Source organism: Cobetia sp. 29-18-1 (assembly GCF_029846405.1).
Taxonomy (GTDB): domain Bacteria; phylum Pseudomonadota; class Gammaproteobacteria; order Pseudomonadales; family Halomonadaceae; genus Cobetia; species Cobetia amphilecti.
This window is the reverse complement of the sequence record NZ_JARWKS010000004.1, coordinates 1-24,730: the sequence shown is the minus strand read 5'-3', so window position 1 is coordinate 24,730 and position 24,730 is coordinate 1. Positions and strand designations below refer to the sequence as shown.

General features: G+C 64.0%; 23 protein-coding genes. 8 read left to right on the top strand and 15 right to left on the bottom strand.

The features are described from left to right. Positions 1–96: 96 nt before the first annotated feature. The 4 genes from mutM to radC all read right to left on the bottom strand — a co-directional run bounded on the left by mutM (position 97) and on the right by radC (position 2,668). Positions 97–912 carry a bifunctional DNA-formamidopyrimidine glycosylase/DNA-(apurinic or apyrimidinic site) lyase gene (gene mutM, locus QD208_RS04225; RefSeq protein ID WP_279835855.1) on the bottom strand — a complete coding sequence of 272 codons (816 nt, stop codon included), beginning with the start codon at positions 910–912 and terminating at the stop codon, positions 97–99. A gap of 156 nt (positions 913–1,068) precedes the next feature. Continuing rightward, on the bottom strand, positions 1,069–1,224 hold the full coding sequence (gene rpmG / locus QD208_RS04220) for a 50S ribosomal protein L33 (RefSeq protein WP_016417370.1): 156 nt from the start codon (positions 1,222–1,224) through the stop codon (positions 1,069–1,071). A gap of 92 nt (positions 1,225–1,316) precedes the next feature. After that, positions 1,317–1,553 (bottom strand): 50S ribosomal protein L28, encoded by a 237-nt coding sequence (gene rpmB, locus QD208_RS04215; RefSeq protein ID WP_043336270.1) that lies wholly within the window; start codon positions 1,551–1,553, stop codon positions 1,317–1,319. Between the two features lie 440 nt (positions 1,554–1,993). After that, complete coding sequence (gene radC, locus QD208_RS04210; RefSeq protein WP_043336272.1) at positions 1,994–2,668, bottom strand: DNA repair protein RadC; 675 nt, start codon at positions 2,666–2,668, stop codon at positions 1,994–1,996. 300 nt (positions 2,669–2,968) lie between these two features. Between radC and coaBC the strand changes: the two genes are divergently transcribed. The 5 genes from coaBC (at position 2,969) to slmA (ending at position 8,224) form a co-directional block, all read left to right on the top strand. Further along, positions 2,969–4,336 carry a bifunctional phosphopantothenoylcysteine decarboxylase/phosphopantothenate--cysteine ligase CoaBC gene (gene coaBC / locus QD208_RS04205; RefSeq protein WP_279835854.1) on the top strand — a complete coding sequence of 456 codons (1,368 nt, stop codon included), beginning with the start codon at positions 2,969–2,971 and terminating at the stop codon, positions 4,334–4,336. Further along, on the top strand, positions 4,337–4,795 hold the full coding sequence (gene dut / locus QD208_RS04200) for a dUTP diphosphatase (RefSeq protein WP_043336274.1): 459 nt from the start codon (positions 4,337–4,339) through the stop codon (positions 4,793–4,795). A gap of 171 nt (positions 4,796–4,966) precedes the next feature. Next, a complete protein-coding gene (locus tag QD208_RS04195; protein WP_054556539.1) occupies positions 4,967–6,349 on the top strand; it encodes a phosphomannomutase/phosphoglucomutase in 1,383 nt (460 codons plus the stop codon). Positions 6,350–6,576: 227 nt separating this feature from the next. Further along, positions 6,577–7,494, top strand: a complete 918-nt coding sequence (gene argB / locus QD208_RS04190) for an acetylglutamate kinase (protein WP_043336279.1) — start codon at positions 6,577–6,579, stop codon at positions 7,492–7,494. Positions 7,495–7,606: 112 nt separating this feature from the next. Further along, positions 7,607–8,224 carry a nucleoid occlusion factor SlmA gene (gene slmA / locus QD208_RS04185; protein WP_043336281.1) on the top strand — a complete coding sequence of 206 codons (618 nt, stop codon included), beginning with the start codon at positions 7,607–7,609 and terminating at the stop codon, positions 8,222–8,224. A 148-nt stretch (positions 8,225–8,372) separates the two neighbouring features. Here slmA and QD208_RS04180 read toward each other — a convergent pair whose 3' ends face one another. From QD208_RS04180 to ftsY, 5 genes are all read right to left on the bottom strand, one after another. Further along, positions 8,373–11,003, bottom strand: a complete 2,631-nt coding sequence (locus QD208_RS04180) for a GGDEF domain-containing phosphodiesterase (RefSeq protein WP_279835853.1) — start codon at positions 11,001–11,003, stop codon at positions 8,373–8,375. A gap of 195 nt (positions 11,004–11,198) precedes the next feature. Further along, positions 11,199–12,074, bottom strand: a complete 876-nt coding sequence (gene rpoH / locus QD208_RS04175; protein ID WP_043336284.1) for an RNA polymerase sigma factor RpoH — start codon at positions 12,072–12,074, stop codon at positions 11,199–11,201. Between the two features lie 258 nt (positions 12,075–12,332). Beyond that, entirely contained in the window at positions 12,333–13,415 is a 1,083-nt protein-coding gene (gene ftsX, locus QD208_RS04170; protein ID WP_043336287.1) for a permease-like cell division protein FtsX, read from the bottom strand. Further along, positions 13,412–14,080 (bottom strand): cell division ATP-binding protein FtsE, encoded by a 669-nt coding sequence (ftsE, locus tag QD208_RS04165; RefSeq protein ID WP_043336289.1) that lies wholly within the window; start codon positions 14,078–14,080, stop codon positions 13,412–13,414. Before ftsE ends, ftsX begins: the two co-directional genes overlap by 4 nt. Continuing rightward, positions 14,077–15,837 carry a signal recognition particle-docking protein FtsY gene (gene ftsY, locus QD208_RS04160; protein ID WP_279835850.1) on the bottom strand — a complete coding sequence of 587 codons (1,761 nt, stop codon included), beginning with the start codon at positions 15,835–15,837 and terminating at the stop codon, positions 14,077–14,079. Before ftsY ends, ftsE begins: the two co-directional genes overlap by 4 nt. A gap of 106 nt (positions 15,838–15,943) precedes the next feature. On the opposite strand from ftsY, the gene rsmD reads away from it, so the two are divergent. Both rsmD and QD208_RS04150 read left to right on the top strand, forming a co-directional pair. Further along, the gene (rsmD, locus tag QD208_RS04155) at positions 15,944–16,618 is read left to right on the top strand and encodes a 16S rRNA (guanine(966)-N(2))-methyltransferase RsmD (RefSeq protein ID WP_279834585.1); all 675 of its coding nucleotides are present in this window, start codon (positions 15,944–15,946) and stop codon (positions 16,616–16,618) included. Between the two features lie 182 nt (positions 16,619–16,800). After that, the gene (locus QD208_RS04150) at positions 16,801–17,061 is read left to right on the top strand and encodes a cell division protein ZapB (protein WP_054556544.1); all 261 of its coding nucleotides are present in this window, start codon (positions 16,801–16,803) and stop codon (positions 17,059–17,061) included. A gap of 194 nt (positions 17,062–17,255) precedes the next feature. Here QD208_RS04150 and QD208_RS04145 read toward each other — a convergent pair whose 3' ends face one another. The 6 genes from QD208_RS04145 to prfB form a co-directional block, all read right to left on the bottom strand. Beyond that, entirely contained in the window at positions 17,256–17,789 is a 534-nt protein-coding gene (locus QD208_RS04145) for a GNAT family N-acetyltransferase (protein WP_279835848.1), read from the bottom strand. Then, the gene (locus tag QD208_RS04140; RefSeq protein ID WP_279835845.1) at positions 17,786–18,757 is read right to left on the bottom strand and encodes a hypothetical protein; all 972 of its coding nucleotides are present in this window, start codon (positions 18,755–18,757) and stop codon (positions 17,786–17,788) included. The genes QD208_RS04145 and QD208_RS04140 overlap by 4 nt, the downstream gene beginning before the upstream one ends. 2 nt (positions 18,758–18,759) lie before the next feature. Continuing rightward, on the bottom strand, positions 18,760–19,071 hold the full coding sequence (locus QD208_RS04135) for a BolA/IbaG family iron-sulfur metabolism protein (RefSeq protein ID WP_043336297.1): 312 nt from the start codon (positions 19,069–19,071) through the stop codon (positions 18,760–18,762). Between the two features lie 205 nt (positions 19,072–19,276). After that, positions 19,277–19,660 (bottom strand): hypothetical protein, encoded by a 384-nt coding sequence (locus QD208_RS04130; protein WP_043336300.1) that lies wholly within the window; start codon positions 19,658–19,660, stop codon positions 19,277–19,279. A 367-nt stretch (positions 19,661–20,027) separates the two neighbouring features. Next, positions 20,028–21,566: a lysine--tRNA ligase gene (lysS, locus tag QD208_RS04125; protein ID WP_043336301.1), complete on the bottom strand. Its 1,539-nt coding sequence runs from the start codon at positions 21,564–21,566 to the stop codon at positions 20,028–20,030. Between the two features lie 164 nt (positions 21,567–21,730). Beyond that, positions 21,731–22,829 (bottom strand): peptide chain release factor 2 gene (gene prfB, locus QD208_RS04120; RefSeq protein ID WP_107335890.1). Its coding sequence is split into 2 segments (ribosomal slippage): positions 21,731–22,753 and positions 22,755–22,829, totalling 1,098 coding nucleotides; the frame shifts between segments, so codons are not numbered across the junction. A gap of 419 nt (positions 22,830–23,248) precedes the next feature. On the opposite strand from prfB, the gene QD208_RS04115 reads away from it, so the two are divergent. Next, entirely contained in the window at positions 23,249–24,682 is a 1,434-nt protein-coding gene (locus QD208_RS04115) for a peptide ABC transporter substrate-binding protein (protein ID WP_279835841.1), read from the top strand. Positions 24,683–24,730 lie beyond the last annotated feature (48 nt).

Here is a 24,730-nt window from a genome sequence, read left to right as displayed (position 1 = left end):
CGACGACAGGACGCGCCCGAACGGGCCTATTCTAGTCGTCATGGCGGCCCCGGTCACGGAGCCCCCGGTCAAGCAGTGGTCTGATGCGGCTCGCCGCTAGCGCTGACAATAAGGGCAGAAGCAGCTGGCGCGCTGGCCCAGCACCAGACTCATGATCTCGTGGCCGCATTCGCGGCATGGCTCGCCACCCCGCCCGTAGACGTTGAGGCTTTGCGCGAAGTAGCCCGGCTTGCCATCTCCGCCGACGAAGTCACGCAGCGTGGTGCCGCCCTGGGCGATCGCCGCGGCCAGCACGCTGCTGGCGGCGTTGGCGAGGCGCTCGCACTCCTCGCGCGTCACTTCACCGGCAGGACGGCGCGGGTCGACACCCGCCATGAACAGCGCCTCGCTGGCGTAGATATTGCCCACGCCCACCACATTGGCGTTGTCCATCAGAAACGGCTTGATCGCCACGCGGCGCTTGCGGGAGCGCGCAAAGAGGTGCTCGCCATTGAAGGCATCGGACAACGGCTCCGGGCCGAGTCGCTCCAGGCGCGTATCGGCATGCGGGTCACCACGCACGAAGTCGACGAAGCCGAAGCGACGTGGATCGTGATAGCGCAGCACATGGCCATTGCCGAGCACGACATCGACATGATCATGCGTGCGTGGCGGCGTGCCGATGGGCACCAGTCTGAGGCTACCGGACATGCCCAGGTGCCAGAGCAGATGGCCATCGGCGATCGGCAACAGCAGGTACTTGGCGCGACGCGCAAGCGTGCCGAAACGCTGACCCACCAGCCATTCGGCGAGCTCGCCGGGCACGGGGGTGCGCAGACGCGGCTGACGCACGATCACCTCGGTGACCTCCTGGCCCTCGACCAGCGGTGCGATACCGCGGCGCGTCGTCTCGACTTCCGGTAATTCGGGCATGTTCTCTCCTCGACTGACCGCCAGACGCACAACAGGGTGACGACAGAAGCCGCCACCCTGTTGCAGGATGCCCAGAACAGCGACATCCAGATACTCGAAAACCCGGTCAGGACCGGGTTTTCGAGGGTTCCGACAGCACGCTGGCGGGAGACAAGATCACTTGATCTTGGCTTCCTTGTACATCACGTGCTTGCGAACGACCGGATCGTACTTCTTGAATTCAAGCTTGTCCGGAGTGTTACGCTTGTTCTTGTCGGTGGTGTAGAAGTGGCCAGTACCGGCACTTGACACCAACTTGATCTTGTCACGCATTTTCAGTTTCCTTCCACAGTCGCATTCACCGAACGATTGAGAGCGTTGCCCTCGGCTCGGTTGCCATTGCTACAGGGGCTGTCTTCTAGTGTTTAGAAGCGCTCGCCACGTGCAGTGAGGTCCTTGAGGACTTCGTCGATACCCTTCTTGTCGATGATGCGCATGCCCTTGGTAGAGACGCGCAGCTTGACGAAGCGCTGCTGGGATTCAACCCAGAAACGGTGGGTGTGCAGGTTCGGCAGGAACCGGCGACGAGTCTTGCGCTGGGAGTGAGAAACATTGTTACCAGTCACCGGGCGCTTGCCGGTAACCTGACATACTTTGGACATTGGAGCCTCCAACCGCTGCGTTGGCTAAGTTGTTCAAAACCTGTCGGGCAAACCGGAAGTGGCAGGCGCCGCCTCATGCCCTGATTTCAAAGTGTTTACGTCCGTTCCGGAAGACAAGCTTTCGGGTGCTGGAACGTGCAGGCGCAGCATTTTACCCGAAGAGGAACGTGAAAGCACGTCCTATACGGATTTTTTTCGCCAGCACGCCCATGCCCGACGTGTCACATCGGTACAGACGCTTCTCAGCCAAACGCTTCACTCAGCCAATGTCGGCCAGAGTGGTCGCGAATTCTGTGGTGGGTGATACGGGAGGCGCAACATTACCACAACCAGTGCCCTGGTTTGCAATCCCTGCGCATTTCTCACGCCAGCGGCGACCGCATCTGGCGGGGCTGTACCGTCATCGGGCACTCAGCGCCTCAGCCTCCTCGACACCCCAACTAGAGCCAGCCACGCTCGGCAAACGAGACCACCTCGCCATCTCCGACCACGAAGTGATCCAGCACGCGAATATCGAAAAGCCCCAGCGCCTCTTCCAGGCGCTGCGTGATGCGCCGGTCGGCCTCGCTGGGCTCCGCGACGCCGGAGGGATGATTGTGGGCCAGAATCAGGGCGCCGGCATTGAGCGCCAGCGCCCGCTTGACCACCTCGCGCGGGTAGACGGCGGCGGCATCCAGCGTGCCGGTGAAGAGTGTCTCGAAGCGGATGACGCGATGCTGGCTGTCGAGAAACAGCGCGGCGAACACCTCATGCGGCAGGTCGCGCAGATGCGAGGACAGATAGCGCCGCACCAGCAGGGGCGACGTCAGGGCGGCCCCGCGCATCAACAGACTCTCCAGATGGCGACGCGACAGCTCAAGCGAAGCCTGCAGCTGCACATACTTGGCGTCACCCAGTCCGCGCGCCGCGCAGAAGTCCTGCTGAGTCGCCTCCAGCAGCGGCCTGAGACCGCCGAAGGTGTTCAGCAGGTCGCGCGCCAGATCCACCGCCGAGCGTCCTTTTATGCCTACGCGCAGAAAGATGGCCAGCAGCTCGGCATCTGACAAGGCCCCTGCCCCTGACGACAACAGCTTCTCGCGCGGACGCTCCCCGACCGGCCACTCTCGAATCCCCATGCACTCTTCTCCCATCGCCTGTCGCCCCGAATGGCTGACAGTCCAAAGCATGAGAAGCGTGGTCAGATGCCGCCTCTTTCGCCATTGTGAGCATCAACGCTTGCCGCCCCGGGGGCCTGCGTCTGGCCCCTGCATGCCACCTGATGACAGCCCCCGCCCCATGAAGCGAGCGCTCGCAGGGACCATGGCGACACTCGGCGTCGCGGGCCAGCGGCGCTACGCAAGGTTGCATCACGGTGATATGGTAGAGGGCAAACGCGCGAGCGTAGCAATCGACGCATCAGGGACGCAGGACACACCATGCATTCACTCGCCGGACGGCGCATTCTGCTGGGCATCAGTGGCGGCATCGCGGCCTACAAGGCCGCTCTGATCACCCGCCTGTTGAAAAAGGCGGGCTGTGAAGTGCGCATCGCCATGACCGAAGGGGCTCAAGCCTTCATTACACCGCTGACCCTGCAGGCGTTGTCGGGCAATCCGGTGCACACCTCCCTGCTGGACCCCGAGGCCGAGGCCGGCATGGGGCATATCGAGCTGGCACGCTGGGCGGAGGTCATCCTGATCGCGCCTGCCACCGCCAATCTGATGGCCCGCCTGGTGCATGGGCATGCCGATGATCTGCTCACTACCCTGTGCCTGGCCAACAGCGCGCGCTGGGTGATGGCCCCGGCGATGAATCAGGCCATGTGGGCGCACCCCGCCACCCAGCGCAATGCCCGCCAGCTCACAGCCGATGGCTGGACGCTGCTCGGCCCCGCCAGCGGCGAACAGGCCTGTGGCGACGTGGGCGCGGGGCGCATGCTGGAGCCGGAAGAGATCGTCGCGGCGCTGAGCGACCTCATGAGCCAGAGCGACCTCATGAGCCAGAGCGACCCGGGCCGTAAGAGCAATGAGATGTCATTGCCGGCCGCAGGCCTGACGGTGACCATCACCGCCGGCCCGACCCGCGAGCCGCTGGACCCGGTGCGCTATCTGAGCAATCACAGCTCCGGCAAGATGGGCTATGCGCTGGCCGCCGAGGCCGCGGCGCTGGGCGCCAGCGTGCGCCTGATCAGTGGCCCGGTGGCACTGACGACCCCGACTGGCGTCGAGCGCATCGATGTCGAATCCGCGCTGGATATGCAGGCCGCCGCCGAGGCAGCCGCCAGCGAGAGCGACCTCTTCATCGGCTGCGCGGCAGTCGCCGACTTCCGCCCGGCCACGGTCGCCGACCACAAGCTCAAGAAGCAGTCGGGCGAGGAGCAGATGCAGGTCACGCTGATCCGCAATCCGGATATCATCGCCGGTATCGCCGCCCAGACGCAGGCACGCCGCGCCGCCGGTCAGCGGGCACCACTGGTGATCGGCTTCGCCGCCGAGACCCGCGATGTGCTGCGCTATGCACGCGACAAGCTCGCGCGTAAACAGCTCGACATGATCGTCGCCAATGATGTGAGCACGCCGGGCCTTGGCTTCGGCAGTGACAGCAATGCCGCCACCCTGCTGTGGCAGCCGCTCGATCAGAACACGAACACGCAACACGAACAGGCCATCGCGGCCTGTCCCAAGACGGAACTGGCGCGCGCGATTCTGAAGCGCGCCCTGGCACTCCATCAGCACAGGGTCAGCCTCGACCCTGCCATCCAGACCGTTACACCGACTGTCACCGACGATCAGGAAGCACCTTAGATGACCCGCCCCCGGCTCGAACTCAAGATTCTCGACGAGCGCGTTCGCGATTACCCGCTGCCGCATCACGCCACTCCCGGCAGCGCCGGCATGGACCTGCGCGCACTGCTCGACGCGCCGCTGACATTGGCGCCGGGCGCCTGTGAGCTGGTGCGTACCGGGCTGGCGATCCATATCGCCGACCCCGCACTGGCCGGCATGATCCTGCCGCGCTCCGGTCTGGGGCACAAACACGGCATCGTGCTGGGCAATCTGGTCGGCCTGATCGACTCCGACTACCAGGGCGAACTGATGATCTCGGTCTGGAACCGCGGCGAGAGCGAGTTCGTGCTGGAACCCGGCGAGCGTCTGGCACAGTACGTGCTAGTGCCAGTGGTACAGGCGGAGCTGGTGGAAGTCTCTGAATTCGAGGCCAGCCAACGTGGCGAAGGCGGCTTCGGCCACTCCGGTCGCCACTGATTGACCCGTCATGCCAGAGGGCGGCCGAGCGGCAAGCTTGCGCCGGCTGCCGGGCTTCCGGTCACAAGGAAGCCAGGCAGGTTTCCACACTGATCGTCATGCAGCGATAGCGTTCGAGACGCATGACGCCTCAAGCGACTTCACGATTGATTCAACCGACAGGGATGCACCATGAGTCAGGTACCCGCTTCAATTTTCCGCGCCTACGATATCCGTGGCATCGTGGATGAGACCCTCACCGAAGACGGCGTGCGCGCCATCGGCCAATCCATCGGCAGCGAAGCCGCGGCACGCGGTGAATCCACCGTCGTGGTCGCGCGTGACGGCCGTCTCTCCGGCCCGCGCCTGTCCAAGGCGCTGATCGCGGGCCTGCGCGATGCCGGCCGTGATGTCGTCGACATCGGCATGGTGCCGACGCCGGTGCTCTACTACGCCACCAATATCCTGGAAGGCACCCGCTCCGGCGTGATGCTGACCGGCAGCCACAACCCGGCCAACTACAACGGTCTGAAGATCGTGCTGGCCGGCGAGACCCTGTCCGGCGACACCATCACCGACCTCTATCGTCGCCTGCAGGAAGGCGATCTGGCGCAAGGCGAAGGCAGCCTGCGTGAAGAGGACGTGCGTGAGCGCTATCTGGAGCAGATCACCGGTGATGTGGTCGTCAAGCGTCCGCTCAAGGCCGTGGTCGATTGCGGCAACGGCGTGGCCGGCGAGCTGGGCCCGGAGCTGATCCGTCGCCTGGGCGTCGACACCGTGCCGCTGTTCGACGAGATCGACGGCAACTTCCCGAATCACCACCCGGACCCGGGCAAGCCGGAAAACCTGCAGGACCTGATCAAGACCATGCAGGAAACCGGCGCAGACATCGGTCTGGCCTTCGATGGTGACGGCGACCGTCTCGGCGTCGTGACGCCCAAGGGCGAGATCCTCTACCCGGACCGCCTGATGATGGCGCTGTCGGAAGACCTGATCGAACGCGTGCCGGGCGCGCGCATCATCTTCGACGTCAAGTGCACCGGCAACCTGGCGACCGTGATCGAGAAGGCCGGCGGCACGCCGGAAATGTGGCGCACCGGCCACTCGCTGATCAAGGCACGCATGAAGGAAACCGGCGCGGCACTGGCCGGCGAGATGAGCGGCCACATCTTCTTCAAGGAGCGCTGGTTCGGCTTCGATGACGGCATCTACGGCGCTGCGCGCCTACTGGAAATCCTCGCCAAGCAGGATGTCGATGCCGACACCTTCTTCGCCCGTTTCCCGCAGGACCTCGGCACCCCCGAGATCAATGTGGAAGTGACCGACGAGAACAAGTTCGCTATCGTCGAGCGACTGGCCAGTGAAGGCGACTTCGGCAGCGACGGCGTCAAGACCACGCTGGACGGCATTCGTGTCGACTACGCCGATGGCTGGGGCCTGTGCCGTGCCTCCAACACCACGCCGATGCTGGTGCTGCGCTTCGAAGGCAAGTCGGAAGCCGCACTGGAGCGTATCAAGGACAGCTTCCGCGCCGCGCTGAAGCAGGCCGAGCCGAGCATCCAGGCACCGTTCTGATCCCTCGCTCGCCATCGACAGGATGGCATGAGTCGCAACGGGGGCGGCGGTCTGCCGCTTGATCGCCGCCCTCGCCTTGCCAGGCACTGCAGCCGCTCATCCGGGCGCATCAGGTGCCTGAAGCAACCGATTTGCATGACAGCGCGCACCGCGCGTGCTGAAAGACCGTTTCGAGTGACAGTGTCCGGACTCTCTTTCCGGACCATTTTCTGTGGAGTGATACGCTGATGAGCCACGCCAACCGCGACCCGCATCAGGTGGTCGAGGTCCTGTCCGAAGCCCTGCCCTATATCCAGCAGTTCTCGGGCAAGACCGTGGTGGTCAAGTACGGCGGCAACGCCATGACCGAAGAAGCCTTGATCGACTCCTTCGCTCGCGACATGGTGTTGATGAAGGAAGTCGGCATCAATCCGGTGGTCGTGCATGGCGGCGGCCCGCAGATCGGCGCGCTGCTCGAGAAGCTGAACATCGAATCGCGCTTCGTCGATGGCATGCGCGTCACGGATTCCGAGACCATGGACGTGGTCGAGATGGTGCTGGGCGGCCTGGTCAACAAGGGCATCGTCAACCTGATCAACCAGAGTGGCGGCAAGGCCATCGGCCTGACCGGCAAGGACAGCGGCCAGATTCGCGCCCGCCAGCTCAAGGTCAGCGGCCAGACGCCGGGCATGAATGCCTCTGAAATCATCGACATTGGTCATGTCGGTGAAGTCGAGCATGTCTCCACGGACCTGATCGAACTGCTGACACGCAACGATTTCATTCCCGTCATCGCCCCCATCGGGGTCGATGCCGAGGGTCGCAGCTACAATATCAATGCCGACCTGGTCGCCGGCAAGGTCGCCGAGGCACTGGGCGCGGAGAAATTGATGCTGCTGACCAACGTGGCTGGCCTGATGAACGCACAAGGCGAAGTCATGACCGGCCTAACCACCGAGGCGGTGGATGGCCTGATCGAGGATGGCACCATCTACGGTGGCATGCTGCCCAAGATCAGCTGTGCACTGGACGCCGTGAAGCAAGGCGTGCGCAGTGCTCACATCATCGATGGCCGCGTGCCACATGCGACCCTGCTGGAAATCTTCACCAATGCCGGGGTCGGCACGTTGATCAGCAACGCGGAAGCGGACACTGACAAGGCGTAAGGTGACAAGCCGGGGCTCGGCCCCGGTGTTTCGCGCGAGGCAAGCGACATGCCTCAGGACACGGACCCGCCCGTAGCACACTGCTGCAGGCCGCGATAAACGACAAGATTCCATGACGCAGGCGAATCCAAAACAATCACGTCGCGAACAGATCCTCCAGGCACTCGCTCTGATGCTGGAAGAGGACAGCGGCAAACGCATCACGACTGCAGCACTGGCACGACAGGTCGGTGTCTCGGAGGCGGCGCTCTATCGTCACTTCCCCAGCAAGGCACGCATGTTCGAAGGACTGATCGAATTCATCGAGAGCACGCTGTTCGAGCGTATCGCGCTGATCATTCAGGACAACGACACCGCGCATGCCAGGGTGCATCACATCCTGAGTCTGCTGCTGGGCTTTGCCGAGAAGAACCCGGGGCTGTGTCGCCTCCTCAATGGTGATGCCCTCACCGGCGAGACGGCACGCCTGCGTACGCGCATGGCGCAGCTATTCGAGCGTCTCGAGACGCAGATCAAGCAGGTACTGCGCGAAGCCGAGCCTCGCGAGGGACTGCGACCGGCCATCACCGTCACGGCAGCGGCCAACCTGCTGTTGGCGTGTGCGGAAGGTCGTATCGGCCAGTACGTGCGCAGCGACTATCGCAAGCGCCCGACCGAGCACTGGGAAGACCAGTGGCAGCTGCTGAGCCGCGACCTGCTGCTGAGCAGTCAGGAGCGCATTGCCGTCTGAGGGTCTTGCCCCGCGCGCATGCGCCGCACCAAAAAGAACGCCCCGCCTGCAGTCATTGCAGGCGGGGCGTTCTTTTTGGGTCAGGCCTTCTCATATCACCACCGGGTGGGGTGGGATGGGGGTGGGGCCGGACTGCACGGGCGGCGCCTCAGGCGTTGACGCTGAAGCGCTCCAGTATGGCCTCGGCGGACACCGGCCGCGCCAGCAGGTAGCCCTGATAGGTGTCGCAACCCAGCCGCTTGAGCTCCTCGAACTGCACGTCCGTCTCGACCCCTTCGGCGACAATCTCATGGCCCAGCGAGTGCCCCAGGCTGATCACGGCGCCGACCAGCTGGATGGCCTGCTGATTGGGACAGCGGATACCGCCGTCAGAGCCGGCGACCGCATCCATCTTCATCACGAAGCTGCGGTCGACCTTGAGCACATCCAGCGGCAGGGATGACAGATAGGACAGCGACGAATAGCCCTGCCCGAAGTCATCCAGCGCCACACGCACGCCCAGCTCGCGCAGCGCGCCGAGCACCGCAAGCCCCCCTTCCATGTCCTGGATCAGCAGCGTCTCGGTCACCTCGACTTCCAGCCGCGTCGGCGACAGCTTCTGGCTTTCCAGCACGCCGAAGACTTCATTCTCGTAGCCCGAGGTCAGCTGGCGCGCCGACAGATTGACCGCCATGCGCGGCATGTGAAGGCCGGCGTCCTGCCAGCGCACCATCTGGGCACAGGCTTCCTCGAGCACGAACCGTCCGAGACGGAAGATCAGACCGGTCTCTTCGGCCAGCGGAATGAACTGGGCCGGCGAGATCATGCCCAGCTCCGGATGCTGCCAACGCAGCAGCGCCTCGACACCCTGCAGCTCGCCCTGGCTATCCAGCTGCGGCTGGTAATGCAGATAGAGCTGCTCGCTGCCGATGGCCTGACGCAGGTCCTGCTCCAGCGTCATGCGCGAGGCGACATGCTTGTCCAGCGACGACTCCCAGCGCAGCGCATGATCGCCGCGCGACTTGGCGTGATAGAGCGCCACATCGGCATTCAGCATCAGCGCCTGGGCATCGCCATTGGTCTCGGACAGCACATAGCCTGCCGTCAGACTGATGATCAGCGGGCGACCCAGAATCGTGAAGGGACGCTCGACCTTCTGCTGGATCTCCTCCACCACCTGCGCCGGATCATCATTGCCATGCGGCAGATAGAGGCCGAACTCATCGGCCCCCAGACGCGCCACCAGACCGCCCGGCGGCAGCAGACGACGCAGACGCTCGCCGACAGCGACCAGCAGCTGATCACCGGCTTCATGGCCCAGACCATCATTGACGGTCGAGAAACGGTCGATATCGGCGTAGATCATCAAGCCACCCGCCGCGACGCGCTCGTCGGCCGCCGCCATGAAGGCCTTGCGGTTATAGAGCCCCGTCAGGGCGTCATGGCGCGCCAGGAAATCGAGCTGACGCTCGGATTCCTTGTGCGCACTGATGTCGAGCAGCAGGCCTTCCCAGTAGCGCACGCCATCCTCGCCCTCGATCATCACGCTGCGGTCCAGCACCCAACGCTCATGGTCAGCGATGATGCGGAAGACCTGCTCATGGCGCATCTGCGCGCACATCGCCCAGTGGCGGGCGGCGCTGACGGATTGACGGTCTTCCTGATGGATCAGCTCGGTCAGGGTGATGCCGGCGCCGACCAGTGATTCGGCCGAGCGACCGAACAGCTCGGCCGAGCCGTTGCTGATGAAGGTCAGCACACCGGTGTTGACCTCGATGCGATACACCACGCCCGGCAGGTTATCCATCAGCGTCACCAAGGTACGAGAGCGCGCCGTCATCGACTCGAGTGCGCCCTCCAACTCATCGTGGCGCTCAGCGCGCTTGCGCTCGGCACGCGCCACCACGACCACCAGCACGACCAGGAAGATACCGCCGAGCAGCATGCCGAACCAGATACGATTCCACCACAGCCACCACAGGCTGGAGAGTGGTTGACTCACGACGCTGAACAGCTTGAGCGGTGCGATATAGCTGCCCGCCGCCATGCGCGGCCGGCCGTCGAAGCCCGGCACATGATAGCGACGCACACCACGCTCGGAGATGTACTTGCCCATGTTGGCCATCGAGGACAGCGGCAGCTTGCCGGTCACGCCCAGCGCATGCTCCTGAGGGCTCGAGAACAGCAGCAGACCGTTGGTGGAGAACAGGCGCAGGCGCTGCCCATCATCGGAATTCGGGTTGGCCAGCAGGCTGCGTGCCTCGGAGAAGTCCAGGCAGCCGATCAGCAGCCAGGACATGCCTTCGATATCCATGTGACGGTAGAACGGCAAGCCCGGCTGACCGGATGCCAGCGGCAGTGCGGAGCCGAACAGCAGGCTGCTGCGCCCGGGCAGTGCCTGGGCTTCCGGCTGGGTCAGCTGCCAGCTGCAACTGCGCCCCACGCCGATCTGACGCAGGCTGCTGCCGCGGTAATCGGCAAACGGCACCACCATCAGCGAGACCAGAGAGGGATGACGGCCCAGCGCGCTATCCAGCGAGCCACGCCACAGCTCCTTGCCTTCGCTGCTCAACACGCGCTCCAGCACCATCATCTCGCGCGAGACATTGGCGATCAGCTGCTCGGTGGAGATATGCAGCTGGGTATCCAGCAGCTCCAGGCGACGCATTTCCTGTTCACGCACATCAAACCATTGGCTGGCCAGAAACAGGCCACCCAATACCACCATCAAGGCTGCATTGAGCCCAAAGATTCGCCACAGCGAATGTGTGCCATTGACGTGCGAGGAGGTCGGGTCCACGGGGTCACCAGTAGAAATGTTTCATGTCTTAGTGTGACAGAATGAAACATTGTGTTGCACTGTTCAACCAATAACGACGGATTCCTCGGGATCCACTCTCCCTCAACGAAAATGCCCCGCCGGGAAACCCGGCGGGGCATTTTCGCGTGACAGCGAGCCTGAAAATCGCGGGCTCATGTCATGGGGTCATAAAGCTCAGGCAGCGAAGCCTTCGCTCATGTCACCCATCGATTCACGCAGCTTCTTCATCGCGTTCTTCTCGAGCTGACGGATACGCTCGGCAGAGACGCCATAGATGTCGGCAAGCTCGTGCAGAGTCGACTTGTTGTCGCTCAGCCAGCGCTGCTGGAGGATGTCGCGTGAACGCTCATCGAGTGCCGCCAGCGCCTTGAGCAGACGACCGTGGGAGTCGTCTTCCAGGTCCTGCTGCTCCACCTGGGCAGCCGGATCGAGGCTGTGATCTTCCAGATAGTTGGCCGGCGCCTGATAGGCAGAGCTCTCGTCGTCGCTGGGGCCGGCGTCGAAGCCTGCATCGTGGGCGGAGAGACGGCTTTCCATCTCACGCACCACGGCAGGTTTGACGTCCAGATCGCCCGCGATGGCATCCACTTCATCGTTGTTCAACCAGGCAAGACGCTTCTTGGCGCCACGCAGGTTGAAGAACAGCTTGCGCTGAGCCTTGGTGGTCGCGACCTTCACGATGCGCCAGTTACGCAGCACGAACTCGTGGATCTCGGCCTTGATCCAATGCACGGCAAAGGAGACGAGGCGTACGCCCTGATGCGGGTCGAAACGCTTGACCGCCTTCATCAGGCCGACGTTACCTTCCTGGATCAGGTCCGCCTGCTGCAAGCCATAGCCGCTGTAACTGCGCGCGATATGCACGACGAAGCGCAGGTGCGACATGACGAGTCGACGGGCCGACTCCAGATGATTCTCTTCATGCAACCGCAGGGCCAGCTCATGCTCTTCTTCGGCAGTAAGCACAGCGATACGGTTCACCGACTGAATATAGCCGTTTAGATCTTGACCCGGTGACAGGTGGCCAAGTGGCTGAAGACTGGTGCTCATAGTGCAGATGTCTCCATGGTTGCCTAACACGCATGCAAGTAGTGAGACTGTGAAGGGTGGGACAGGTTCCCGTCAATAGCTGTACATGGCGTGTACAATTGTCATGACGAGTAGCACTTCGTAACGCTGTCGGGTGTGTGGTGCGTTTAACCACCCACCAACCCCCTTCACTGACGTCCGACAGGAATGTTGTCGGAACGTAACTTTTGACCTTCCTGGGCAGAAATACTGGCTGAAAACCGCGAAAAATAATCGGAATCAGCGCGGAGAAATACTCGCCAGATGACGTCCGACCGCGATCCAGGCCCCTATCCAGCCCAATATTGTACTCGAAAACAGCAGCGTGGCACCCCCTGCAACGCCCAGCGCGGGCAACACATAGTTGCCGCCATAACTTTGTACAAGGGCCGTCACGGGTGCCGCCAGCCAGTTGCCGCCAAGCGCCAGGATTCCGCAGGCCAGCAGCCCTCCTCCCAGACCGTACCAGGCGCCGCTGTAGAGGAAGGGACGCCGTACGAAGGCGTGGGTCGCCCCGATCAACGTCACGACCTCGATCTCCTGGCGGCGACTCTCCACGGACAGGCGGATGGTATTGCCCACCACCAGCAACACGCCCAGCCCGAAGAGTAACGCGAGTCCCAGCGTCACTTTCTGACCCAGCTCACCCAATTGGCGCAGACGCTCGAGCCAGGCCAGATCCAGACGTGCGCTGGCGACACCCGGCTCGCCCTCGAGGCGCGTGGCCAGGGCGCGGACGGACTCCGGCGTGGTGTCCAGCGGCGTGATGACGATGCTGGCCGGCAAGGGATTGTCATCCAGCAGGCTCAGCGAGCGCTTGAGGTCCAGCGCCTGGGCGAATTCCTGCATGCCCTCGGCGGCGGTGATCAGACGCACTCCCCCGACACCAGCAGCGTCGCGCAGCGAGTCCGACAGCGTCAGCGCCTGGCTCTCGTCGACCGAGGTCTCGAGATAGAGGGTGAGCTGGGCGCTGTCATTGAGTTCATTGTCGAGCAGGCGTGCGCTGTCCAGTGCCAGCCACAGCGCCGCCGGCAACGTCAACGCGATGGCGATGGCCAGCATGGTCAGCAGGCTGGCGATGGGCGCGACCAACAGGCGGCGTGCGCTGTCGCGCGCCATGGCAGCGTGATGACGCAGCCAGCTGCGGTAGCGGCTCTCGACCGAGACGCGACTGGAGCGCGCACCCTTGCGCGCCGCACGCTCGGCGGCCTCCGGTGATCCAGGCGCCTGCGCGGCGGACTTGCGGGTACGCGTCTCGGCGCGGGGCTGGCCACGCTCGCGTGAAGAAGAGGGAGACTCGTTACGGGAACGCGGGGGGCTCATCGGGCATCCTTGTCGGCGATCAGACGACCATCGGACAGCTCCAGCGTGCGATGGTGCAGGCGGGCGATCAGCGCCAGATCGTGACTGGCAATCATCACCGTGGTACCGATGCGATTGAAGTCCTCGAACAGACGCATGATGTCGGCGGACAGTGCCGGGTCCAGATTGCCGGTCGGCTCATCGGCCAGCAGCAGCGCGGGCTTGTTGACCACGGCGCGCGCGATGCCGACCCGCTGCTGCTCACCACCGGACAGCTCGATCGGCAGCGCCTTCTCACGATGCAGAAGGCCGACCTTGTCGAGCGCCGCCCGCACCCGCCGTGCCTGTTCACGCGGCGGAACCCCCTGGATCATCAGCGGCAGGGCCACGTTGTGGAAGATGTTGCGGTCGGTCAGCAGCTGGTGGTCCTGGAAGACCACGCCGATCTGGCGGCGGTAATACGGCACCTGGGAGGTATGCAGCCGCCCGATATCATGCCCCGCCACCAGAATGCGCCCACGCGAGGGGCGCTCGAGGAGCATGATCAGCTTGAGCAACGAGCTCTTGCCGGCACCGGAATGGCCTGTCAGAAAGACCATCTCGCCACGCTCGACCCTGAAGTCGAGCCCGGCCAGTGCATCGAAGCGCCCTCCATAGCGCTTGCCGACATGCTCGAAGGCAATCATGCCTCGCGCGACTCGGCGTTGGCCTCTTCGCTTGCCTCATCGCCAGCACGTGCAAACAGGGCACTGACGAAGTCATCAGCCGCGAAGGGACGCAGGTCATCGACACCTTCCCCGACACCGATATAGCGGATCGGCAGATTGAGCTGCTTGGCCAGCGCGAAGATGATGCCGCCCTTGGCGGTTCCATCCAGCTTGGTCAGCGTCAGGCCGGTGATGTTGACCGCTTCATGGAAGGTGGAAGCCTGTGACAGCGCGTTCTGGCCGGTACCGGCATCCAGCACCAGCATCACCTCGTGGGGCGCGGACACATCCAGCTTGGCCATCACGCGCTGCACCTTCTTGAGCTCTTCCATCAGGTGGCTCTTGTTGTGCAGGCGGCCCGCGGTATCGGCGATCAGGATATCGACGTTGCGCGCCTTGGCGGCTTCCAGGGCGTCATAGATGACCGAGGCACTGTCGGCGCCGGTATGCTGAGCGATGACCGACACCTTGTTACGCTCGCCCCACACCTTGAGCTGCTCCACCGCCGCGGCGCGGAAGGTATCGCCCGCCGCCAGCATCACGCTGCGGCCCTGGCTCTGATAGCGCTTGGCCAGCTTGCCGATGGTGGTGGTCTTGCCGACGCCGTTGACGCCGATCATCAGGATCACGAAGGGACCGCTGCCCTTGGCCGGCAGCTCCAGGTCCTTGGCGACCGGCGCCAGCATCACGCGCAGCTCTTCCTGCAGCGCTTCGTAGAGCGCCTGCGGCTCCTTCAATTCCTTGCGCGAGATACGCGCGGTCAGGTTGTCGATGATCTCGGTGGTCGCCTCGATGCCCACGTCTGCCATCAGCAGCTGGGTCTCGAGGTCTTCCATCAGCTCATCATCGATCTGCTTCTTGCCGAGGAACAGGCTGGCGACGCCCTCGGTCAGATTGGCGCGTGTCTTGCCAAGACCGGCCTTGATACGCGCGAAGAAGCCACGACGCGGCTTTTCCCGACCATCGCGGGCAGTATCACGCGCAGCGTCATCCTCGACCACGGCGTCTGCGCCAGCGGCGGCAGCCTCGGCGGCACGTGCTTCTTCTTCCTGGCGAGCCTGTTCCAGCGCGGCCTGCTCTTCGGCCTCGATGGCGGCCAGCTGCGCGGCGGCCTGACGCTCTTCTTCCTCGCGAGCCGCGATACGCGCCTCTTCGGCACGCGCTTCACTGGCGGCTTCTTCCGCACGGGCCTGAGCGGCCTGTTCGGCAGCGATGCGCTCGGCCTCTGCCTGGGCGGCCTGCTCGGCAGCCAGACGTTCCGCCTCTTCCCGGGCGGCCTTTTCGGCGGCGACGCGTTCTGCAGCGGCCTGCTCCTGGGCGGTGCGCTCCGCTTCGTCTCGGGCGGCCTGTTCCTGAGCGGCCTGCTCCTGCGCTGCGCGTTCCTGCGCGATGCGCTCGGCCTCTGCCCTGGCGGCCTGGTCGGCAGCCGCCTGCTCAGAGGCGCGGCGCTCGGCTTCAGCTTCGGCTTTCTGCTCTTCGAGCTTCTGAGCCTCGGCCTGCTGCTCTTCGGCCTTCTGAGCCTCGACCCGAGCCGCCTCTTCACCGGCAAGGCGCTCTGCCTCTACCTTCTCGGCCTCGAGACGCTTCGCCTCGAGCCGCGCTGCCTGCTCGGCATCGGCTTGCTCGTGGGGCGTGGCGTCTTGTGTCTGTTCAAGAGCCTGTTGCTCGAGGGCCTGCTGCTCGGAGGCTTTCTGCTCCTGAGCCTTGTGTTTCTTGCGCTTGAAAAAACCGAACATGGCGAGACAGTCCTGAACTCGTGAAAGTGGCGTCATCCTACCATCCCTTCGGGGCTGAAGGTACGCACCGCGCGGCATCCGGCGTCGCACATGCTAGACTCGCGGCATGAAAAAACGCGCATCCTCCCAAGGCCCCGCACGGGGCAAATCCAACGCGCCCTCGCGCGCTGACAAACAGAGCGGCAAGCGTGGCCAGGCCGCCGGCGGGCCAGGTCGCCTGCGCATCATCGGCGGGCGCTTCAAGCGCCGCCTGCTCAACGTGATCGACGCACCGGGCCTGCGCCCGACGCCCGACCGCGTGCGTGAGACGCTCTATAACTGGCTGGGCTTTCATGTCGGCGGCGCCCGCGTGCTTGACCTCTATGCCGGCAGCGGCGCGCTGGGCCTCGAGGCGCTGTCGCGTGAGGCGGCGCATGTCACCTTCGTGGAGCGCGACAGCCGCGTCGCGCGTGCGCTCGAGGCCAATCTCGCGACCCTCGCCAACGGTGACAGCCTGCCAACACAGGTGGTGACCGGCGATGTCCTGCACTGGCTCGAGACGGCCACACCCGCTGCAGGCGGCATGGATCTGGTGCTGCTCGATCCGCCCTTCCGGCTCGAGCTGGCCGCCGCGAGCTGCGCACTGCTCGAAGCGCATGGCTGGCTGAGCGATGACGCCATGATCTATCTGGAAGTGGAATCCGGCCTCGACCCCGTGGTGCCCGCCAACTGGCAGCTGCACCGGGAAAGCCGTGCCGGCGACAGTCATGGCCGCCTGTATCGGCGCCATCCGCCCGCCTGAGCCACCTTCCCACTTGTGTCGACTCAGGCGGCGTCGTAGTCTGCCTGCAGGCGGGTATCGCTGCGCCATCCGGCAAGGATTCCCGACATGGCCGATATTCATCGCACCAGCATTTACCGCATACCTTTACCGCCCTCAACGAACCCCCTCGGGCCACGACCGTGACTCGACAAGGAGATAGCATGAGCACCGAACTCTTTACCCAACTTGAGCAGAAAGTCGGCCAGGCCATCGACAGCATCGAGATGCTGAAGATGGAAGTCGAAGAGCTGAAGGAAGAGAACCAGCGCCTGACCGAAGCCAAGACAGGTCAGGGCGAAGAGCTGGAGCAGCTGCGCCAGACCAACGCTCAACTGCAGGAAGAGCGTGACCAGTGGGCACAGCGTCTGGAAGCACTGGTCGCACGCTTCAGCGAGACCGAGAGCGAAACCCAGAGCGCCTGATGCTCCCGCGCGCCCTGCGCGCTGGGCCGCGTGAACCTGCACTCTTGAACAATGGCTCTTGAACAGGAGCGCTTGAACAAGAGTTCATGAACAGGGCCTCATGAAAACGCCGCCGACAGGAGACTGTCGGCGGCGTTTTCGTATCGGCACCAGCGCAAGGGAGATAGCCGGAGCCCAAGACAGAAGGGCCAGGATCACACCAGCGGCAGCGACATGAGCCAGGCATCTTCTCGCCCGTCATCCGCCAGCGGATAGTAGCCCTTGCGCACTCCATCCCGGGTGAAGCCGGCCTTCGCATAGAGGGCTGCGGCGGCGGCATTGCTGGCGCGCACCTCCAGCAGCAGGCGCTCAAGCCCCGAGTCACGTTGCCAGTCACGCGCCTGCGCGATGGCGGCGGCCAAAAGGCGTGCACCGACGCCCTGCCCGCGCTGCGCGGCGTGTACGGTGATCGCCTCGATCTCGGCCTCGAAGGGCCCACGCGCCAGCACCACGAAGCCGATCAGCTCTGCGGTCGACGTCTCACCGCCCGACGATTCACAAGTCGGCGAGTCACAGGCCTGCCACCAGGCGCCCAGCACACAGCGCGCGTCATCGTTGAGCACATCGATCAGCTGTGAAGCGCTCAGGCCATGTGCCTGGCTGGCCTCGATAGCCTCAAGCGCCGTCAGGGTCGCTTGATCATCGGCCAGCTCACGCAGCTCGAGGCGCCGGGAAACTGACTCGCTCATGAGGCGTCCGTCTGCGGCGATGCCGACTGCCACTCGCGTCCCCAGCGGATCAACAGCGGCCACAGTTTGCGCTTGGCCTCACTGGAGTGCGCCAGCGCCGGCAGTGCCGGCCCCTGCCAGACCGGCAGGTTCAGCAGACTGGAGGTCGCCTCGCCGCGCTCGGAAGCGGTGATGCCAAGCACCTCGCGCAGCGTCTCGCTGGCCTCATCGCTGCCGAAGATCAACAGCCTCTCCGGCTGCCAACCACGACGTGCTGGGCCGCTCAGGAAGGCATGCAACCCTTCGCGGGCTTCCTCGAGTGGCGCACTGGCCTTGAGGTTGGGCAACAGCGGCCAGCGGAAGTGGCTGAAGGAAAGCCCTGATGCCGCCTCGATACCGGCGGCGCGCCACAACGCCTTGAGCAAGGCTTCCCCTTCCAGATGCGGTGCCTCGTCACCGGGCAGCATGATCAACCAGCGTCCTTCCAGCGCCGCCAGCTGAACGCTGAAGCGCAGTGGCGGCTTGTCTGCCGCTGGCGGTGTCACTGCCTCATCTGCTGCCGGTGCCTCGGCCGAGACCTGCGTCGGCGGCGTCCCCCACGAGGCGGTGCTGCTGGTCTCGGCAGCGCCGGGCGTCGGCGGGGCAGCCGCAGCGGGGGCTTCGACCGCCGCCGGCGCCATGCCCAGCAAGGCGCGTGCACTCGAGGCCGGAGAAGGCCCTGCCGGGCGTGGCGTCGCGCTGCCGGCCATGCCGCCAGCCTGAGCGGAGGAGCCATGGCTGGCATCCGCCGTCTGGTGGGCAGCAGGCGGGCGCGGCGCCTCATCGATCAGCGCGTGCAGGCGCGCCTGAGGCGCGACCGCCTCCGCCGCTTGCGGCTCGGGCCAGTCACACGCCTGGGTGGGCAAGGCATTGGGCAGCTGATAGCGACCGACCCAGGCGGTCAGTCCCATCGCGTCCAGATATTGCAGGCGTTGCGGTTCAGGGGTCATGGTCAGTGCTTGCCGCCGCCCAAACAGTTGGGGGAATCCGGAATCTCGCCACCGCGTGCCGCCCACTCCTGCGCGGTGTACAGGTGCAGTGCCAGTGCATGCACCGGGCCATCCAGCTCTTCGCTGAGCAAGGCATACAGCTGCTGGTGACGCTTGACCCGCGACAGGCCGCTGAAGCGATCGCTGACCAGCGTGACCTTGAAGTGGGTCTCGGAGTTAGCCGGCACGCTATGCATATGGCTCTCGTTGACGACTTCGACCATCAACGGGTCAAGCGTCGCGAGCTTGGTGTCTATCTGGGTCTGGATGCTCATGCGCAATCTCCTTGAAGGGGGGAAGCCGCACGACGGACATGCGGAAAATTGAGGGTGACGATGCGATCGCCACAACGCAAATGGCCTCGGGCATTTTGCCCGAGGCCATTGTAGCGTCTGTCGCCATCACTGACAGTCATTGCTGACGGCGCTTGCTGACAGCTCTTGCGGAAAGTGCGGCGACGACGGCCATCATGCCGAAGAGTCAGTCCAGATCGGCCAGCAGCTCGTCATCGACTTCGCTGACTTCCAGCGGTGCCTCGTCGTCCAGGTCGACCGCCAGATAGCTGTGCTCGACGGTCAGGAAGCGCTCGAAGAGTGCCTTGTCCATCGGCTCCGGCCAATGGCGGGTGTCTTCTTCCCAGGCGCGCAGCTCGCTTTCCAGCACGTCCAGCCAGCGCTCGGAGACGAAGCCGTCCAGCGCCTCACGCGTGTCCATCTCGGGAATCAGGTAGACGGTGCTCTCCTGATTGACATCCTCCAGCGCCAGATCCTCGCCTCCCTCGCCTTCGGATTCCAGCGAGTTGATCCAGTCGACAAACGCCTGGGTCGGCTTGACGCTCAGGGCGGAACGGTTAAGCAGCTTCATTCTGCACTCTCCAGGACATTCAGGGACAATTCCGAGACAGGACACACCGTGGATGGCAGCGCCGCTCATAAAGCAGGCACGCGATGCGGGTGAGCCTCGAGGCGTCCAGTGCGTCACCCTGGCAGTGCCAGGGCGCCAGCAGACTGGACGCCGACCATTATGGCCGCTCGCGGGCAACAAAGCCAAGCGCCACCTTGCCTCATCGGCACCGATCATGCCCCGCGAGGCACTCGTCGTCAGTCATTCGTGTGAGGCAGGGACCACAACGCCCCCGATCAGGGATCGGAGGCGTTGCGGGTGCCCTCAGCGCGGCCCGTCACGATGGCGCGTCATGATGCGCCATGGGGATGGGCTGGCGGCCGACTGCTCAGCCCTGCTGCGGACGCATCGCCGGGAACAGCAGCACGTCGCGGATGGAGGCGCTGTCGGTCAGCAGCATCACCAGACGGTCGATGCCGATGCCTTCACCGGCGGTCGGCGGCATGCCGTATTCCAGCGCGCGCACGTAGTCGGCGTCGTAGAACATGGCTTCGTCATCACCAGCGTCCTTCTCGGCCACCTGGGCCTGGAAGCGTTCGGCCTGATCTTCGGCGTCGTTGAGCTCCGAGAAGCCATTGGCGATCTCGCGGCCACCGACGAAGAACTCGAAGCGATCGGTCACGTGCGGGTTGGCATCGTTGCGACGCGCCAGCGGGCTGACCTCGGCCGGATATTCGGTGATGAAGGTCGGCTGGTCGAGACGGTGCTCGGCGACTTCCTCGAAGATCTCGGTCTCGAGCTTGCCCAGACCCCAGATCGGCTTGACCTGGATACCGAGACGCTCGGCCGTGGCGCGCGCGGCGTCATAATCGGCCAGGTCGGCTTCGGTGATGCCATCGCCGTACTTGATGATCGACTCGCGCATGGTCATCTGGATGAACGGCTGGCTCAGGTCGTACTCGCTGCCCTGACAGGTGATCTGCGTGGTGCCGAGCACTTCCTGCGCGGCAGTACGGATCATGTCTTCAGTGAGCGCGATCAGGTCACGGTAGTCCGCGTAGGCCCAGTAGAACTCGAGCATGGTGAACTCGGGGTTGTGACGCGTCGACAGCCCTTCGTTGCGGAAGTTGCGGTTGATCTCGAACACGCGCTCGAAGCCGCCCACCACCAGACGCTTGAGGTACAGCTCCGGCGCGATGCGCAGGTACATTTCCATGTCCAGCGCATTGTGGTGCGTGATGAACGGACGCGCGGTCGCGCCACCCGGAATCTGCTGCAGCATCGGCGTCTCGACTTCCATGAAGCCGCGCTCGCTGAGGAAGCGACGGATGGAGGCGACGATGCCGGCACGCAGCGCGAAGGTGCGGCGTGACTGCTCGTTCATGATCAGGTCGACATAACGCTGGCGATAGCGCATTTCCTGATCGGACAGACCGTGGAACTTGTCCGGCAGCGGACGCAGGTTCTTGGTCATCAGCTGGGCGCTTTCGATCATGACATACAGATCGCCCTTGCCGGATTTGTGCACCGGGCCACTGGCACCGACGATGTCACCGATATCCCAGCTCTTGATGTCCTCGAGCAGCGCTTCCGGCAGGCCCTTCTTGTCGACGTAGAGCTGAATCTGACCGGAGACTTCCTGCAGCACGATGAAGGGGCCACGTTTGCGCATGATACGCCCGGCGACGGCGGCCTTGCGGTCCAGCGTCTCCAGCTCGGCCTTGTCCTTCTCGCCCAGCTCTTCCATCAGGTCAGCGGCGAGGCTGTCGCGACGGAAATCATTCGGGAAGGCACTCTTGCCTTCGGCGGCGGCCTGCTCGCGGCGGGCGTTCAGCTTGGCGCGACGTTCGGCGATCAGGCGGTTCTCTTCCTGAGCCTGCTCGGCGGCCTGCTGCTCATCAATGGCGGGGGTCTGCTCTGTCGACATGGAGGGGCCTGTCTCGTGTCAAAGGGTCATGGCCTGGGCCACGACAGATCATGGTCAGCCTGACGATTGTGACCATCAGGGCTGACCGCGATACGGGGATTCGTGGCCTCCGCCGGCGAGACCGGCGGAGGCGAATAGGCGCTGGGCCGCGAGGGTACTCGCGCTCAGAGCCCCATCTTGAGGCTGGCGACGATGAAGTCATCGAGGTCGCCGTCGAGCACCTTGTCACAGTTGCTCGACTGGACGCTGGTCCGCAGGTCCTTGATGCGCTGGTCATCGAGGACGTAGGAGCGGATCTGGCTACCCCAGCCGATATCGGACTTGGAGTCCTCGAGTTCCTGCTTGGCGGCGTTGCGCTTCTGCATCTCGGCTTCGTAGATACGCGCCTTCAGCATCTTCATGGCGCGGTCACGGTTGGAGTGCTGGCTACGCTCGGTCTGGCAGGCCGCCACGATGCCTGTCGGCACGTGGGTGATACGTACCGCGGAGTCGGTGGTGTTGACGTGCTGACCACCGGCGCCGGAGGAGCGATAGGTATCGGTGCGCAGGTCGGCCGGATTGATGTCGATCTCGATGTTGTCATCGATTTCCGGCGACACGAACACGGACGCGAACGAGGTGTGACGACGGCCGCCGGAGTCGAAGGGACTCTTGCGGACCAGACGGTGCACGCCAAGCTCGGTGCGCAACCAACCGAAGGCGTAATCACCCTCGACGTGGATGGTCGCGGACTTGATGCCGGCGACTTCACCGGCGCTCGCCTCGACGATCTCGGTCTTGAAACCGTGATGCTCGGCCCAGCGCAGGTACATGCGCAGCAACATGTTGCCCCAATCCTGCGCTTCGGTACCGCCGGAGCCTGCCTGGATGTCGAGGTAGGCGTTGTTGGCGTCCATCTCACCCGAGAACATGCGGCGGAACTCGAGCTTCTCGAGACTGGCCTTGAGCTGGTCCAGCTCGCGGACGACTTCGTCCACGGTGCCTTCATCCTCTTCCTCGACCGCCATTTCCAGCAGATCGGAGCAGTCGGACAGACCGTTGCTCATGTCGTCGAGGGTCTTGACGACCAGCTCCAGCGACGCACGTTCCTTGCCGAGCTTCTGCGCGTAGTCCGGGTCATTCCAGACATCCGGATTCTCGAGCTCGCGAGTGACTTCCTCTAGCCGATCCTGCTTTTCGGCATAGTCAAAGGTACCCCCTCAGGACTTCTGCCCTTTCGGACAGGTCCTTGATGAGGTTGGTGATCGGATTGATCTCTTGCATGGTCGTCCTGTCTTGAGGCGATGATGCGTGAATGGGTGCGCGGCGATCCTGTCGCAAGCGACGGGCTCCGCCACATGCCACCCCAGGGTGCATGTGCAGATCGACAGCGCGCAAAGCCCGATATTGTAGCCATTTCCCGGCGTGGCGACCATGCCCGGCCCATCATCCGTGGCCAGCGGGCAAGCGGCGGCTCTCGGCTGTCAGGCATGCCACCCATCAGCGGGCAGGCGACGAATACGACCAAAGTCATTCAAAGGCCCGTCAGCCCCGAATGGCCCGAGTTTCCACGCCTTGCATGACGTTTATCGAATGCATGCATAAGCCATCCATTTTTTAACATGGACAGCGGGCAGGAAAAGATTCGATGGTAGAAGGCGACACTCGTATTACCCCTAACAACAATAGCGAGCTTCCCTATCATGGCACGACTGCACTCCCCCTCTCACACCCCGGTGCTCCCCGGACGCTTCGCGCTCAAACGCCTGGCAGGCTCTCTGCTGCTGGCCGGGGGCATCGTCGCCTCCCAGGGCATCATGGCCGACACGCTCAAGCTGGCGATCATGGGCGAACCGGCCTCGCTGGACCCGCAGCAGATCTCCGGCACCTGGGAAAATGACGTGGTAGGCGATCTCTTCGAGGGACTGGTCACCGAAGCGGCCGATGGCGAGCGCATCCCCGGCGCGGCCGAGTCGTGGCAGATTTCCGACGATGGCAAGACCTACACCTTCACGCTGCGCGAGAACGGCAAGTGGTCAGACGGTGAGCCGGTGACCGCCGAGGACTTCGTGTACGCGCTCAAGCGCATCATGACGCCGGAAAATGCCTCGGATTACGCCTACATCCTGTATCCGATCAAGAACGCCAAGGCCATCAACAGTGGCGAAGCCGAGCCGGACACCCTCGGCGTGCGTGCCGTGGATGATCACACCCTCGAGATCACCCTCGAGCGCCCGACGCCCTACTTCCTGGATCAGCTGTCGCACTACACCGCCTACCCGCTGCCGAAACATGTGGTGGAGAAGTACGGCAAGGACTGGACCGACCCCGGCAAGATGGTCTCCAACGGTGCCTTCGAGCTGAGCGAGTGGCAGCCGCAGACCCGCATCGTCGCGCTCAAGAATCCTGAGTTCCACGATGCCAATGAGGTCGCGCTGGATGAGGTGATCTACTACCCCATCGAGGAGCGCAACAGCGCCCTGAAGCGCTTCCGCGCCGGCGAGATCGACATCGCGCGCGAATTCCCGACCCAGCAATACGGCTGGCTGAAGGACAACCTGCCGGACGCCACCCACGTCGCGCCCTACCTGGGCATCTACTACTACGTGCTCAACTCGCGCGATGGCCATGCCACGGCAGACCCGCGCGTGCGCGAGGCGCTCAACCTCTCCATCCGTCGCAACATCATCACCGACAAGATTCTCGGCACCGGCGAAGTGCCGGCCTACAGCTTCGTGCCCACCGGCGTGAACCATTACGACATCCAGGAGATGGCCTTCAAGGACATGTCGATGGATGAGCGCATGCAGAAGGCCAGGTCCCTGATGGAAGACGCCGGCTACGGTCCGGACAACCCGCTGGAGCTGACCCTGCGCTACAACACCAGCGAAGACCACAAGAAGGTGGCCATCGCCGCCGCCGCGATGTGGAAGCCGCTGGGCGTGAAGGTCAATCTGCTGAACGCCGAAGTCGCGGTGCACTACGAGGACATGCGCCAGGGCAAGTTCGATGTCGGCCGCGCCGGCTGGATCGGCGACTACAACGACGCCCAGAACTTCCTCAACCTGCTGGAAAGCGGCGTGCCCAATAACTACGGCGCCTATTCCAACAGTGCGCTGGATGACGACATTGTCTAGTCCTGAAATAGGTTGACACTTTGGGAACTCAAAACGCTCGATGCACCG